This is a genomic window from Streptococcus orisratti DSM 15617, assembly GCF_000380105.1.
Classification (GTDB): Bacteria; Bacillota; Bacilli; order Lactobacillales; family Streptococcaceae; genus Streptococcus; species Streptococcus orisratti.
The window spans coordinates 1-14883 of the sequence record NZ_KB904472.1 but is presented as its reverse complement, the minus strand read 5'-3'; the positions used below and the strand labels follow the sequence as shown (position 1 = coordinate 14883).

10 protein-coding genes and 1 pseudogene are annotated in these 14883 nt (G+C 37.9%); 2 read left to right on the top strand and 9 right to left on the bottom strand.

Features of this window, described 5'->3' with window-relative positions:
* Positions 1 to 97 precede the first annotated feature (97 nt).
* The 6 genes from A3I7_RS0106685 to A3I7_RS0106660 form a co-directional block, all read right to left on the bottom strand.
* Positions 98 to 3187 (bottom strand): restriction endonuclease, encoded by a 3090-nt coding sequence (locus A3I7_RS0106685; RefSeq protein WP_018376016.1) that lies wholly within the window; start codon positions 3185 to 3187, stop codon positions 98 to 100.
* Complete coding sequence (locus A3I7_RS0106680; RefSeq protein ID WP_018376015.1) at positions 3171 to 4016, bottom strand: hypothetical protein; 846 nt, start codon at positions 4014 to 4016, stop codon at positions 3171 to 3173. Before A3I7_RS0106680 ends, A3I7_RS0106685 begins: the two co-directional genes overlap by 17 nt.
* A gap of 3 nt (positions 4017 to 4019) precedes the next feature.
* Positions 4020 to 5981: a site-specific DNA-methyltransferase gene (locus A3I7_RS0106675; protein WP_018376014.1), complete on the bottom strand. Its 1962-nt coding sequence runs from the start codon at positions 5979 to 5981 to the stop codon at positions 4020 to 4022.
* A complete protein-coding gene (locus tag A3I7_RS0106670) occupies positions 5981 to 6679 on the bottom strand; it encodes a DUF4391 domain-containing protein (protein ID WP_018376013.1) in 699 nt (232 codons plus the stop codon). The genes A3I7_RS0106675 and A3I7_RS0106670 overlap by 1 nt, the downstream gene beginning before the upstream one ends.
* Positions 6672 to 10334, bottom strand: a complete 3663-nt coding sequence (locus tag A3I7_RS0106665) for a helicase-related protein (RefSeq protein ID WP_018376012.1) — start codon at positions 10332 to 10334, stop codon at positions 6672 to 6674. Before A3I7_RS0106665 ends, A3I7_RS0106670 begins: the two co-directional genes overlap by 8 nt.
* Before the next feature lie 349 nt (positions 10335 to 10683).
* On the bottom strand, positions 10684 to 11415 hold the full coding sequence (locus tag A3I7_RS0106660; protein ID WP_026217162.1) for a pseudouridine synthase: 732 nt from the start codon (positions 11413 to 11415) through the stop codon (positions 10684 to 10686).
* A 96-nt stretch (positions 11416 to 11511) separates the two neighbouring features.
* Between A3I7_RS0106660 and A3I7_RS0106655 the strand changes: the two genes are divergently transcribed.
* Complete coding sequence (locus A3I7_RS0106655) at positions 11512 to 12468, top strand: glutathione S-transferase family protein (protein ID WP_018376010.1); 957 nt, start codon at positions 11512 to 11514, stop codon at positions 12466 to 12468.
* A gap of 337 nt (positions 12469 to 12805) precedes the next feature.
* Here A3I7_RS0106655 and A3I7_RS0106650 read toward each other — a convergent pair whose 3' ends face one another.
* The 3 genes and pseudogenes from A3I7_RS0106650 to A3I7_RS14065 form a co-directional block, all read right to left on the bottom strand.
* Positions 12806 to 13153 (bottom strand): DUF2200 domain-containing protein, encoded by a 348-nt coding sequence (locus A3I7_RS0106650; protein WP_026217161.1) that lies wholly within the window; start codon positions 13151 to 13153, stop codon positions 12806 to 12808.
* A gap of 68 nt (positions 13154 to 13221) precedes the next feature.
* Positions 13222 to 13923, bottom strand: a complete 702-nt coding sequence (gene nagB / locus A3I7_RS0106645) for a glucosamine-6-phosphate deaminase (protein ID WP_018376008.1) — start codon at positions 13921 to 13923, stop codon at positions 13222 to 13224.
* A gap of 310 nt (positions 13924 to 14233) precedes the next feature.
* Positions 14234 to 14638 (bottom strand): annotated as a pseudogene (locus A3I7_RS14065) (IS30 family transposase); the annotation flags it as partial.
* 9 nt (positions 14639 to 14647) lie between these two features.
* On the opposite strand from A3I7_RS14065, the gene A3I7_RS0106630 reads away from it, so the two are divergent.
* A partial coding sequence (locus A3I7_RS0106630) for an IS630 transposase-related protein (protein WP_018375625.1) occupies positions 14648 to 14883 on the top strand: 236 nt, incomplete at its 3' end.

The window sequence follows — 14883 nt, the reverse complement described above, 5'->3', positions numbered from 1 at the left end:
CCGGTAAACCTACTTCTTTTCACACTACAACTGCACTCACTCTTGTTATTCGTAAAATCTAAAAAAATCAAAATGGATATCAGTTTTTGATCAAAACTTATTTTAAGATTGATAAGAGAGATTCAAAGCTATCCACCACGTCATAAGCAGTATCCTGAGGTTGATAATTGCGCAAAGCTTCAAAATGTTTTTTAGCACAGGCTATCTTACCTTTTTCAGCCCCCTTAAGTTGCAGACTTGACATTGCACCTTTTGTCTCCGCAATAAAGTAAACGTGTTTGACGCTGCCTTTCCTAAAAGCAATCCCCCAGTCTGGGTTGTAGTTTCCTACAGGAGTTGGAATCTTGAAACTATTTGGAAATTTGGTATAGACTTGAACATCCTCATACTGATCCAACTCCTCCTTGAAGCGCTTTTCAATATCCGAATCCACTTTGATATAATTGTAAATACCTTTTTCCGAAGTTAGGATTCTGTTATCAGATAATTTCCCAGTTTCAGGATTATCCGTAAAGATAGAACTATCAAACGTTTCATCTAGGATATTGTAGCGGATATGCTCAATCACCTGATTAGCTTTTTGCTCATTGATCAGCTTACTACTTTTTTGAATAAATTCTTCAGGGTTATAGCTAAACATAGCAAACTTATTTGGTGATATCTGTTTTAGAATATTAGCAATTGTTTTCCGTTTTAAATCAGTGTATGCTGCAATTTCTCCTATCAAGTCATATCTCAATTTGATATTTGATTTATTTAACTCCGATTGTCGCTTACCATTCTTATTAATTTTAAAATCTAAACCTTGTATTTCTTTCATCTCTTTAGCTTCGGCTTCTGTAATCATATAGCTAGGCTTTTTGACATAAAGATTGGCATTAAGCGCCTCAACAGCTTTGGATATTAACTCCTCATCATCAAAAGCGACTTGATAGGTTGATTTATAGTGGATACTTTCCCAAAGATGCTTGAATTCTTCTCGATAATAATTTTCTTGATTAATTTCTCTAGCAAAGACAACCGATGTATCGTTTTCATGTTCAATATGGTAATGTTTATCATCATAAATAGTTTCAAGGACTGTTCCAACAGCACTTTCATAACCAGCTAACTCCTCTGATAAAACAAAACTATCTCTAGTTTCCTTGTTAAAATAGTTTTCTGTCAAGTTTCCGTTACTATCAATCAAATCTTGTTTGATAAGCTGTACTTCAATTTCTTTGGCAATTTCCTTCGTTACCACCAGTTTCTGACCAATTGCATTTTCCAGAACTTTATCAACAAAGAGTTCAACCTCCACCTTGCTGGGACGGTTGGTAAGAATTTCTTTCAATTCACGTTGCAAATTCTTTGCAAAATCTTCATAACTTTCATTTGCGATAACCGTTAGTTTATTAATAGTGTGCACATCAGCCCCTAAGAGTTCTTCATCCTGACGGACCCCTTTTTGGTCAACTGCCAAGCGCATGCCACGACCGATCTTTTGGCGTTTTTCAGTCTCTGTACCTGTATTTTTCAAGGTACAAATCTGAAAGACATTGGGATTGTCCCAGCCTTCTTTGAGGGCTGAGTGAGAAAAGATAAAACGAACAGGTTCATCAAACGACAAAAGACGCTCCTTATCTTTCATAATCAAGTCATAGGCATCCTTATCGTTGGACTGGTTATTTTTCTTTTCAGTAGCAGACTTATAGTCAATAAATTTGACTTTATCAGACTTTTTGACCTTATCCACTGAGAAATAACCAGCATGGACAGAACCCCCCTCTTTATGGTTGTTTAGATAATGCCAAAAGTTGCTACCATGAATATTCGGATTGGCCAATAAAGCTTTAACTTGTGCTTCATATTCTTCTTCAAAAATTTCGGCATAAATGCCATTATGTGGCTCGTTTTGGTCATTATAACACTTGTACTTGATGACCTCGTCAATAAAGAAAAGAGACAGCACCTTGATGCCATATTTATAAAGTTGTTGTTCTTTTTGCAAGTGACTGGCGATGGTTTCTCGTATCTGAATACGGCGAATGTCATCTTCGTTAGCTTCCCCAATCACCTCACCCACTTGAAGTTTACGGTTAGCCCCTATCTGGATGGAATCTTCTCCCTCACGCGCATCAAAATTACTCAAAGTCCAGCCTTCCTGATAGGCTGGAAGCTGACCTGATTCTTCATAAAGGGCAAATCCTTGTTCAACCAATTTAGTCACACGTTTGATCTGACCCGACTTGGTTCGAATTTCAAACTCAATTCTTGCTTTAGGTGCACCTGATTTTTGTGGAACCAACTCTTGCAAATAAAGATATCCTTGAGTTCCTGTAGTAGAGGTTTGTTCCACCGTTTTAACGGCGATTTTCTTTACTAATTTTTGGTTGTAGGCATCCATGGCGTCTAAACGATAGACCATGTCATACTTTTCTTTATGAGTAGCTGAATAGCGCAAGGTAAAGAGAGGCTTGAAATCTGCCAGACGCTGTTTTGTCTTTTTCCCTTCAACTGACTGAGGCTCATCAATAATCAAAATTGGATTGGTCCCCGCAATGACATCAATTGGTTTACGCCAACGAAAACTCTCCTGTTCAGTATGGATTCGTCTGGCATCTTTTCCTGTCGCATTAAAGGCCTGAGCATTGATAATCATGACCTGAATATCAGAGGAATTAGCAAAAGTCTCCAAATCCCCTAATCTACTGGAATCATAAACAAAGTAGCGGGATTTCTTACCGTACTCCATCTGAAAATGGTCAGCCATAATTTGAAAGGACTTGAGAACCCCCTCACGAATGGCAATGCTAGGAACCACAATGATAAATTTTAGCCAACCATAGCGTCTATTGAGTTCCATCAAAGTACGAATATAGGTATAGGTCTTGCCAGTACCAGTCTCCATCTCTACCGTCAGGTTATAGGACTGCTGTCCATTAAATGAGCTGACGCTGAGTTTTTCAGAGGGTTTAAGAGCATTACGAAATTGCTGTGAACGAACCTGTTCAAGAATTTGCTCCTCACTCAGAGAAATCGGGGTATTCCTAAAAGCATCCATTACAAGATGTGACTCATCTAATCCACCTCTGCCGGGATCCAAAAGGTATCGAAAAGGGTCACGCTTGCCCTGACCAGCGAAAACATCCACAACAGAGGCCACCGCATCTAACTGAAATTGCTGCTGCTTAAATTGAAGTTTCATTGGTTGCCTCCTGTTCCTTGAAAAACTCTATCATTTCCTTGCCAAACTTCGAAATTACTATTTTGTCTCTGGCTTTCAATTTAGAAACCTTTGCCCGTGTCTTGTTTTTTATTGAAGTAATCTTACCTCTAGACTTAGAAAGAAATTCTTGAAGTTCAATGATAGCTTTTCGTAGTTCTTCCAAAGTCGTATTTGTTTTTCCTAAATCCTCTCCTAAGTCTTTTTCAAATTTATTTTCAGCTAGTCCCAAACGATATAAGTTCGATTTTATCGCCGAGAATTGTTCATCTTTTATTGTCGTATCAGGTTGTTCATCTGGATTCAAGTAATAATAAAAATGTGACTTGCTGATTTCAACCAATACTTTTATATCCAGAAATGTCAACTGCTCCAATGTATCAAAATAAATATACGAAATATCTACATCAATTTCACTATGTCCAGTAAGATTAATAAATGCATTTGTTAAATATTTAATTTTCTGTTCTTGCTTCTCATTAACTGTTTTTTCAAGCATGTACAGAAATAGTTTATCTAACTCCTTTCTTACCTCAACTGACATGATATTTAGGTTTTTCTGTATGACTTCTTGATATTCTGCAAGCTGATGTACCTGTATTTCAAGATTGCGGATAGCTCGGTTTGTCCTATAAGATGATACCGCTCCGCCTAATGCTGGTACAAATGATAAAGCTGTCTCAAATCCAATTTCTGAAATCAGTGACAAACCTTGTTCTTTTATAAAATCTGTACCTTGTGACTGTAAAATATCTAAAAAAGTTTCAATCATTGTATCTTTAGAAACTTCTTTTAGTTGCTGTTTATTCAATTTTTACACCACCTTCACTTTGGTATTTGGTGCTTCCTCTTTGAAGATTTGGCCGAGGTTGATTTTGGCTGCGGAGTTGGCGAAGGATTCATCCTTGAAGACCGCACGGAGGGGGTCTTCTTTGGCGATTTGGCGGAGGACGCTTTCTGAAATCTCATCTGCAAAGCAGGCAATCAAGGCACCGTCTGCCACATTGTAAATGTCTGTACCATCAATTGTAGTTTTCGCAATTGGAAGAGATAATTCCATCCCCCAGGTCAGCATAATCTGGAAGAGGAGGTCAAGGTCTGTCCGACCGTCTTTGATGTTGGAAATACTGTCAAATAGGATTTCTTGGCTAAAGCTGTCTGGTGTTTGACTGACATCCTTGAAGTTTGAAGTATCTAGCTTATAAGCTCTAAAGCCAAAATCTTGCTTGCCGACGGTTTCAGGATGTTCTTCCTGAATCTTTTTGGCAGCCCGACGGATCCGCTCACGAGAAATCTGGTCAATGGTTTCATAGCCAGCCTCCTTGGCAGCGGACTTGTCTGCCACCTGCTCATCCAGCGTACAGAGAATGTACTTGCGGTTATCACCGTCTTCTGCATTCAGCTGCATAACCGCATCAGCCGTGGTGGCGGAACCAGCGAAGAAGTCGAGGACTGTCAAGGAAGGATTTCCATACATCTTCACCAACATTTTTATAAATTGGGGATTTTTAGGCATTGAAAAAAGTTTCTTAGAATCAAAACTTTGATAAGAAAAGCTCGCCGATTCCGTTTTCAAATCCCACTCTTCAGTTGATTTTATTAGACTTTTTTGCTGTTTATAGATATTTCTATCCTTTTCATAAATACTATTCTCCTTGAACAACAAAGAGTGCTGTTGAAATAATTCTAGGAATTTACTTTTTGAATATGTATTCTCTAGTAAGATGTTATTTTTTATTGATTTATAGACTTTATATCCTTTATCTAATAAGTCGCAGTCAACTTCAGATTTTTCTTCTGTCTTTAACACAACCTCTACACCATTGTAATAAACAGAATAATCTTTTTCCCCTCCATTTGCTTTCAAATTGGTACTTTCTCCCACCAATACACGTTTTCCATGTGAATAAAATCCATACTCATCTTCCAACAAATCATCCTTTTTTACCACATTAGCAAAAGGTTCGGCTAAATCGAATGATTTCGCATAAATATGTAATGATTCATGATTTACAGAAACAAATTTTCCGTTTTTCCTACCCTTTGGATTATTTTCAATAGCTAAACTTACTACAAAATTCTCCTCCCCAAATATCTCATCACAGATAGCTTTGAGGTTGGCTTGTTCGTTGTCGTCAATGGAGATAAAGATAACGCCACTGTCTTTGAGGAGGTTGCGAGCAAGGACTAGACGGGGGTACATCATATTGAGCCAGTCGGAGTGATAGCGAGCGGAGGATTTTTCATTCTTGGTCAAGCCCACCCGTTGCAAACCATTCTCATCTCGTAGGTCCATTTCATCTGCTAGTTCTTCCTCGCTCATCTGGAATTTATCCGAGTAGACAAAGTCCTTGCCTGTATTGTAAGGTGGGTCAATGTAAATCATATCAATCTTACCCAGATAAGACTCCTGCAAGACCTTGAGGACTTCAAGGTTGTCCCCTGTTATAAAGACATTTTCAGACTTGTCAAAATCAACACTTTCCTCAAGATCTGGTCGGAGGGTCTTGAGGCTGGGTTTACCAGCCTCGGCAATCGCTCCGCGTTTGCCGACCCAGGTAAACTCATAGGACTCCCGCCCCTCAACAATCTCTCTTGAAAGGAATTGCCGTAGCTTTTCAAAGTCAATAGCCGGACGTAACCTGCCATTTTCATCACTACTTTCTGTCAGAACCTCAGGAAAAAGCTGACCAATCTTTGCAATGTTGTCTGATAAAACATCTTTTGAACTTAGGTCTAGCTTTTCAACTTGAGTGTATTCTCCATAGTATGTCATCATAGTCTCCCTTTGTTTTCTACATGTTCTGTTAGTTTTTTTAGAGCTGCCAAGGTCTCTTGATAGTCCTTGCGATAGGACATTTGCTGGCGCATAGCTTTAGCAGCAAACATCTTCTTTTTGAGTTGGGCAGCTTTTTTCTCTAGCTTCTCTTGTTCTTGTTTCTTGACAATGGCTAAGCGGACATCCTCGGTTTGCTCACTAGATAGTTCATCTTTTGCCACTTCTTTAACAATTTGATCATAAAGGACATCAAGTGTGCTCACCCCATAATCTAAGGTGATCTCTTCTGAGCTCTCAAAGTTCCTAATAATCTTGTATAAAACTCCATTCTGATTAGTCTTTATAGGCTCTTTGTAGTTGATCAGATAGCTCACATTACCATTTTTTTGGATTAGCTTAAAAATTAAATAAAATCCTAAACGCTGATCCAAGGCCTGAAAGAGGGTCACGTCTGGCTCTTCCTTGAGAGTTACCTCAAGAACCACCAACTGCTTGACTGCCTCTCCAGCTGGTATGTTGGTAGTCGTCGAATCTAAAACATGAGTGATAGCCATCATTCCTATCTGACTTCGTAGAGCTTGTTTTTCCTTGGTCGTCAAACTCAAGTGCTCGAAAAAATCCGTATTTCCTTTTTTATTTGGCTTGTAAAGAACTTTTGAACTAGGCAGCTGACTGCGTTGTGGAAAATTAGTCATCTTCGCCCTCCTTCATCAAGATAAAGAAACAAATCAGCTCGATATCTTCCATCCCCTCAATCCCCTGATCAAAGAAATCAACTGGAGAAGTAGAAAAGAGTGTGTCCATAAAACTTTTCTGCTCTTCCTCCATCAGGCTATCAATAGCGGCCTGTAACAACGCCGAATAAACGGACATCTGACTACCATCCTTTGTCTGACGATTAAAGCGCTGAATTAATTTTTGTTTAGGAGCTTTAACCTCTTTGGTCAAGTAACGCAACTTTTCAAGAAGCTGCTTGCCGTTCGAAGCGGGGTAGAGTATCTGCCCATCTGAATTCACATAAACGAGAATATAGGGGTAAAGCTGGTTATGGATAGCTCCTTTACTGGTTGTCTTACTTTTCAGAACAAAAATAGCACCTTGAGCTTCTTCCTCATCTACTCCTAAAATTGCCTGTAGACCATGGGGAACAGTTTCTAATTCAGGATGTTTTTCCAGATATTTTCTGAGATCCACTCTGTAATCTTCAAGACCTAAATCCATGATTGAGATACCCTCACTCATGTCCTCTAAATCCACTACTTCATTACGGAGGCGTTCTAGCTGTTTCTTGCGATAATTATTATCCTCAAGTTCCTCTTCGGAAATGATATTGTCATCAGCTGTTGATGTCAAGACGGAGATTTTCATTCTGGATTCTACCCGTGCCTTGAGATTAATATACTCATCTAGTTCAATATTGGGCCAAAAGTTAATCAACTGAATATAATGATTTTTAGAGCCAATACGATCAACCCGTCCAAAACGTTGAACGATACGCACAGGATTCCAATGAATATCAAAATTAACCATGGTATCACAGTCCTGTAAATTTTGACCTTCTGATATGACATCAGTGGCAATCAAAATATCAATCTCCAAACCATCGTCAGGGTAAATTAAGTTTTTATCTTTTGATTGAGGTGAAAAGTAGGTCAAAAGAGTATTGAGGTCTCTGGTCTTGAGTGGGAAGGTCGTCTGGTAACCATCAGAACCTGAAATTTTTGCTGTATAGAGTCCATACTTATCTAGTATATACTGACTCAAATTATCATACAGATAGTCTGTTGTTGCAAAAGCAGAGAAAATCAAAAGTTTCTTATTATTTTCATTGATTGGGTGAGTCATCTTTTCGTCAATTACCGCTTTTAACTGCTGTAATTTTTGATCGTTATCTGGAGTCAGCTGAGTTATAAAGTTCTCAATTTGTGTTATCACGAGATAATCAGCTTCCAACTCTTGCTTCCAACTAGCATAATCCATATCAGCTAGATCAATGCTCACTTTTTTACCTACGATAAAATCACTATTGCTGTCCTCAAGGTCAAAATCATTATCATTTAGAGTCGCTAAATTGACCCGACTCTGACCACCTGATTGCTCATACTGGTTAATCACTTCTATGGTCTGGATTATATAGGCTTTAACAACATCCACTAAAGTGTATCGAAAAGCTTCAATAGAACTTTCTAGTCGCTTGAGTAGGTTAATCATCATCAATTTTTTGATTCCAGACTCACGACCAAACTGTGTTAAGTTCCCACCGTTTCCACCATCCTTTTCATACTTTAATCGCTTAGATGGGTAAATATATTGGCTAGGCTGATAAATAGTTAATCGTAACTGATCTAGTAAATCATAAATTTGTTTATAGGAAATGCCCAAATTAGGACTAGCCAAGTCAGGGTAGTAGTTTTTAGGCTTCAGACGCTCTGGAAAATCGCCTATTGCTTCTTTGTTGTAAAATTCCCTAATATGCTTACGACTTCGGGCTATGGTAACACTATCTAAAACTTTAAAGAAGTCAAAATCAATCTTATCTAGTAAGTTTTCTGTTGTTCTAGTTTGAGCTGGCATATCAGCCCATTGATTATAAGCAAGCTGTGCACGACGAAAAATATCATCAATTGAGGAAGATGTATCTAACTTTTCATCCATACGACTACTGTCTCCCTCATATGCAAGAGCAAGCTGATTTTTTAAATCATTGAATCGATTGTTAACTGGCGTTGCAGATAGCATCAAGACTTTTGTTGGGACACCGTCTTTAATAATTCGCTTCATAAGGCGAGTGTAACGATTTTCACGCCCTTCATCAATTTCTTTGTCCGTTGATCCCCCATTACGGAAATTATGAGATTCATCTATCACAACTAAGTCATAAGTATCAAAACGATTTAGCTCCAAATCAATACCATTTGAGAATCCCTTATCACGGCTCAAGTCTGTATGATAGAGCACATCATATTGTAAATAACGATCGTAAATGGGATTATTTTTGTAGTCGTGGCGATACATGTTCCAGTTATTCTCTAACTTCTTAGGGCATAAAACTAAGATACGTTTGCCACGATAAGCATAATAGGTCATAACTGCTAACGCTGTGAAGGTTTTACCTAGACCAACCGAGTCCGCTAAAATACAACCATTGTATTTTTCTAGTTTGGCAATTAAAGACTCCACCGCATCTTTTTGAAAATCATACAGTAATCCCCAAATTTTAGATTCTTTATATTTTACAGCATCATTAGGTAAGTGATCTACGCTAACATCCTCTAGGAAATCTTTGAAAATATTATATAAAGTCACATAATACAAAAATTCAGGTGAATGCTCTTTATAAGCAACTTCAAGATTATCCAAGACTTCCTCTGTCACATCACGAAAATAGTCATCATTAGCCCAATATTCATCAAATTCCTTAAGATAGGATAAACTTTGCGGGCTGTGGTAAACATTACGCGTTGATTTAAAAAGGCTTTTTTCATAGCCCAACTCTTTTCGATCAAAGTTTTTCAATTTATCTACCGAGATTAGATCATCTGAGTTTTCGATACGAATGCCGCTATCAATCTCTTCATCTGAGATGTTAATAGACTTAAAGTACGCTTTTTTTCTGACCCAGTTAGCACACTCTTTGGCTAGAGACTTTTGCGTAAGCTCATTCATGAGTTTTAATTCATAGTTTGCGCCAAAAATACTACCTTCTCTGCGACGCTTTGGAATACTATATTCTCGGTATTCTTTTTTGAAGTCATCGTTAGTAAAGGTAGGGCTCGTAAAGATAAATTTCAGCTCGTCAATCTTTTCTAACTCTTCTTTTAACTCTTGGTAAGCAAACATCGAAAACGTAGCAGCTGCCATCTTAACTCGGCTATGAGGCTTGAGTTCATTTTTTAAAGCATCTCCCAAAAGAAGATTACGATTATCAACTTCATAGGGAGCAATGTGAAATGATTTTTTATCTTCATCCTTGGTTGAGGAAGATTCTTTCTTGCCTTGCTTTGATAGTAGTTTTAAACTAATGTCAAAATCGCTCAGTTGCTGCTCATTTAAGATTTGCAGTTGCTCTAGCAAGTCTTTTTCATAAGCTTTAATTTGTTCTTGTGCTTGTGATAAACGTTCTTGTACTTGCTTATAATGTAAAGGGGTCTTTCGCATCTTGAGATATCCATCAATAAGGTCCAGAATACGTCTTTGGTTCACTTCTAAAATAGCCGTAGTTTCCAAGAAACTTTCTTGATTTTCAAGTTTCTTACGCAGAGTTTCTTGGTACTCATTAATATTACTTACAACTTTCGTTAATTCTGGAGCAGTTTTTTTAATTTCTTCTTGTAATTTGGTGTCAAACATTCTCATCACACCCCTCTACAGAAAGTAAAATTTGAGTACGCCAAAAAGCCTGACAGTTTTCTGCCAGGTTGAACAGTGTACTCCTTTGAAGGTTTTTTAGTCGCGAAGCGCAGATATATATATATATATATATATATATATATATATATACAACAATACGTTTTCAGTCATTTTCATAAACTCCTGTTGATAATTGTTATCATTATTTTATCATAAATTGGAGTGACTGCTTCATTTTTTTTACAGTTTTCAGAGATATATTTAGGAGTCATCTTCTATGCTTAGTATAGCCTCATAGATCCCTTTTAGAACAAAATAGCAAACTGTACCAGTGTGTAACAAGATCCAATTAGAAGTTTTCATTTTTAGTGAAATACTTCTTCATTTCGTCTTTTTCCTCTTCCGTCAGTTCCCGATACTCTCCTACTGGTAAATTTCCCAGTTTGAAAGGTCCAAAAGAAATTCGTTTAAGATAGGTGACTTTTACTCCGTAAGCTAAGAACATTTTCTTGATTTGATGAAATTTACCTTCCGAAATAGTAATATAAGCGCTGCTGACTTCCGGACTAGAATTGATAATCTCTAGTTTGGCTGGCTTGCAGACGGTACCGTCTAAAAAAGCTATGCCATTTTCAAAAAAATCAAGCGCATCTGCCTTCAAACAACCATTGACTTCAACATAATAGGTCTTTTTGACATGGTGTCTGGGATGAAGAAGTCGAAAGCCTAGTGGCCCATTATTAGTGATGAGAATCAGTCCTTCCGTATCACGATCTAGCCGCCCCACAGGATAAAGATCAGTCTTACGGTCAACTTGGTCAATAAGATCAATTACCGTCCGGTGGTTAGAATCTGAAACTGCCGATACAACACCGCTAGGTTTATTAAGAATGTAATAGACTTCGGCAAAATAGCTGAGCTGTTCACCTGATATGGTAATCGTTTGCAGACTTGGATCTACATTAAGACCGTCATTCTTTGCCACTTCTCCATCTATCAGGACTTGTCGGCTACGAATGAGTTTTTTGACCTGACCACGTGAACCAAAACCCGCCTGACCTAACAATTTATCTAAACGCATAATCTTATTGTAACATAGCAGAGCAGAATCTTGCATCTTTTCTGAAATAAAGGCAAACTATTACTATATAGTAATAAACGAAAACGGAGAACTTACATGGGACTTTTACAAAATGGACAATGGGTGGACAAATGGTATGATACAAAGTCAACTAGCGGTAATTTTGTCCGCACAACAACCCAATTTCGAAATTGGATTACAAAAGACGGCTCTGCTGGTCCAACTGGAAAAGGAGGGTTTAAGGCAGACTCTGGCCGCTATCACCTCTACATTTCTCTGGCATGTCCGTGGGCATCGCGAACTCTCATCATGCGTGCGTTAAAGGGCTTGGAGACCCACATCTCTCTATCAGTGGTGCATCCCCTAATGTTAGAAAATGGCTGGACCTTTGAAGAAGCTGATGGTGTCATAGCAGATTCTGAGCTAAATAGCAATTATCTCTACCAAGTCTATCTAGCGGCTAAACCTGATTATTCTGGACGTGTGACTGTCCCTGTTCTCTGGGATAAGAAAATCAAGACCATTGTCAATAATGAATCTGCTGAAATTATGCGCATATTTAACAGTGCCTTTGATGACATTACAGGCAATACTGAAGATTATTACCCTACAGATTTGCAAGCTGACATTGACCAGATGAATGACTTCGTCTATCCTAACATCAACAATGGAGTTTACAAGGCTGGCTTTGCCACTTCACAAACCGTGTATGAAAAAGAGGTTAAAAATCTCTTTTCTGCATTGCATAAATTAGAAGTGATACTATCTTCCCAAAACTATCTGATTGGTAATCATTTCACGGAAGCAGATATTCGCCTTTTCACAACTCTTGTCCGTTTTGAGAGTGTTTATTATGGCCATTTCAAATGCAATATCAGACATCTGACTGACTATCCAAACCTCTGGAATTACACCAAACGCATTTACAATATGCCAGGAATTGCAGAAACAGTCAACTTCGACCACATCAAGAAACACTATTATGGCAGCCATAAAACTATCAATCCTACAGGTATCATCCCAGTGGGACCCGAATTGGATTGGCATCTCTAAATTTCATATACTCTTGGACGAGTAAAACTATGTTTTGTCAACTTGTTTCGATAAACTTTAATTTTGTCTTCGACTCTAGTTTCGCAGTTATTTTGATATTCAATACAAATCAAACTGGACAAGGTGGATACAGATAGGACTGGGATTCATCAAATCAAGTCCAATGTCTGAGTTTGATTTTCGAAGAGTATGAATATTAGAAAAAAAACTCAACCGCCCTACATCTGGTTTCTTAAGCCTCGATTTCAAGGCGGTTTCTCTGCATTTTGTACTCTGATTTAGAAAGGATAAACATCGCTAGTAAATCAGCACATTTTTCAACCTAAACCAATGCCCATCAATCTCGCAAAATTTTTGCCATCGTTTTTCCCTTGGCTAATTCGTCGATCAGCTTATCTAAGTAGCGAATATCTTGCATCAGGGGATCTTCAATCTCTGAAAGTTTGACCCCGCAGACACTTCCTGTAATTAGGTGACGATTAGGATTGAGACTAGGAGCCTGACGGAAAAAATCCCCGTAGGTCACATCTGACTTCAAGAACTCTGCTATTGCTTCCTCAGAGTATCCGGTTAACCAAGTTGTGATAGTGTCAACTTCAGCGCGCGTGCGTCCCTTTCGCTCAGCCTTTGCAATCAACATCGGGTAAACTTTAGCAAAAGACATGCCATAAATTTTGTATTCCATAAGTTCCTTTTCAGCTTTTTTATAAAACAAGTATAGCATAAAACCTCAAGTTTTCTTGTGGTTTTAGTTTATTCTTGACCTGCTGCAGCCTTATCCACGATGACAATCACATCGGGATGAGTTTGTAAGATACTAGCAGGCAAGTCTTCAATGATTGGACCATGCAACATTTGGTTAACCGCTTCTGCTTTTTCGGCACCATAGGCCATGAGTACAATAGTTTTTGATTTCATGATGGAGGCAATGCCCATTGAGATAGCTTGTTTCGGAACATCTTCCAGCTTTTCAAAAAAACGGCTATTGGCTTGGATAGTATTATCAGCCAAATCCACCACATGAGTTAGACTGTTAAATGGTGTCCCTGGTTCATTAAAGCCAATGTGACCATTGCGACCAATACCCAAAATCTGAAAATCAATAGGATGCATTGCAATCAGCTCTTCATAACGCTGCGTTTTCGCTTGCAAATCAATAGCTAAACCATTAGGAAGGAAACTTTCCTTGAAAGGCTTGATTGCAAAGAGATGTTCCTGCATAAAATGTGCATAACTTTGTGGATTATCAGCCGACAAACCAACATATTCATCTAAATTTAGACTTGTTATTTTTGAAAAATCAATATCACTGGATGTGATTGCTTTGTAAAAACTCAAAGGAGTACTTCCAGTCGCTAACCCTAAGGTCTTAGCTCCCGCATCTAGTTTTTCTTTGAGTAGAGAGAACGCAAGCTTGCCTCCTTCTTCTTTATTCTTAACTATAACTAGTTTCATATAAATCACCTCTAACCACTTCGCTCTAATGCTTCAATATCCCTAAAATCAAGTAAGCGCCCTTGATCATTTAAACTCAGCCCAAAGCTCCATTTTCACCCAAAACTATTCCACTCGCAACAGTAACTCTCTTGTTTACCTTCAATGATAATGAATTTTAAATACTACTGTAGTAGAAATAATTGGACTCAATAGACCGATATTTTTATTTGGTATATACCGAATTTCTATCTTCAGTATATGGTATATACCGATTTTTGTCAACCTTTTTTCAAAAAAGCCACCTCCGATGCCAAATTTCAAGTCCAACTTAGGCATTTTGTAAAAACTCTCTAGGAGACTTGTAATCTAGTATTTTCTTTGGATAGTTGTTAATCCAATTTTCAATGAATGCGACTTATTGTTGAGTCGCATTTTTGCTTCCCTTTGGTAACCAACGACGGATGAGTCTATTATGATTTTCATTGGTTCCCCTTTCCTAAGAAGAATACGGGTGAGCATAATAAATATGCTCAGGGTCAAAAACATCTGCTAAGCGACTAAATTCTGTGCCATTATCCGCCGTAATAGAATAAATTTGGTAGTCTTTCAGAATCATGCTCAAGGCCTGATTAACCGACTCAGCCGACTTTTCAGGAATAAGACGAATGATTTGATAGCGACTCTTTCTATCAGTTATAGTAAAATGAAACACAAATAGTACATAATGTGATATAATGTTTTTATGGCATATTCATTAGATTTTCGTAAAAAAGTTCTCGACTATTGTAAGCGAACAGGTAGTATCACAGAAGCATCAGATGTATTCCAAATCTCACGAAATACCATTTATGGCTGGTTAAAACTAAAAGAGAAAACAGGGAAGCTAAACCATCAAGCAAAAGGAACAAAACCAAGAAAAGTTGATAGAGATAGACTCAAAAACTATTTTAATGACCATCCGGATGCTTATTTGACTGA

Bases quoted from the DNA above. Each gene is read 5' to 3' on its own strand.
- A3I7_RS0106660 (WP_026217162.1), bottom strand. From the start codon at position 11,415: ATGCGTTTAGATAAATTGTTAGGTCAGGCGGGTTTTGGTTCACGTGGT.
- A3I7_RS0106650 (WP_026217161.1), bottom strand. From the start codon at position 13,153: ATGGAATACAAAATTTATGGCATGTCTTTTGCTAAAGTTTACCCGATG.
- A3I7_RS0106665 (WP_018376012.1), bottom strand. From the start codon at position 10,334: ATGTTTGACACCAAATTACAAGAAGAAATTAAAAAAACTGCTCCAGAA.
- A3I7_RS0106675 (WP_018376014.1), bottom strand. From the start codon at position 5,981: ATGACATACTATGGAGAATACACTCAAGTTGAAAAGCTAGACCTAAGT.
- A3I7_RS0106670 (WP_018376013.1), bottom strand. From the start codon at position 6,679: ATGACTAATTTTCCACAACGCAGTCAGCTGCCTAGTTCAAAAGTTCTT.
- A3I7_RS0106685 (WP_018376016.1), bottom strand. From the start codon at position 3,187: ATGAAACTTCAATTTAAGCAGCAGCAATTTCAGTTAGATGCGGTGGCC.
- nagB (WP_018376008.1), bottom strand. From the start codon at position 13,923: ATGAAACTAGTTATAGTTAAGAATAAAGAAGAAGGAGGCAAGCTTGCG.
- A3I7_RS0106655 (WP_018376010.1), top strand. From the start codon at position 11,512: ATGGGACTTTTACAAAATGGACAATGGGTGGACAAATGGTATGATACA.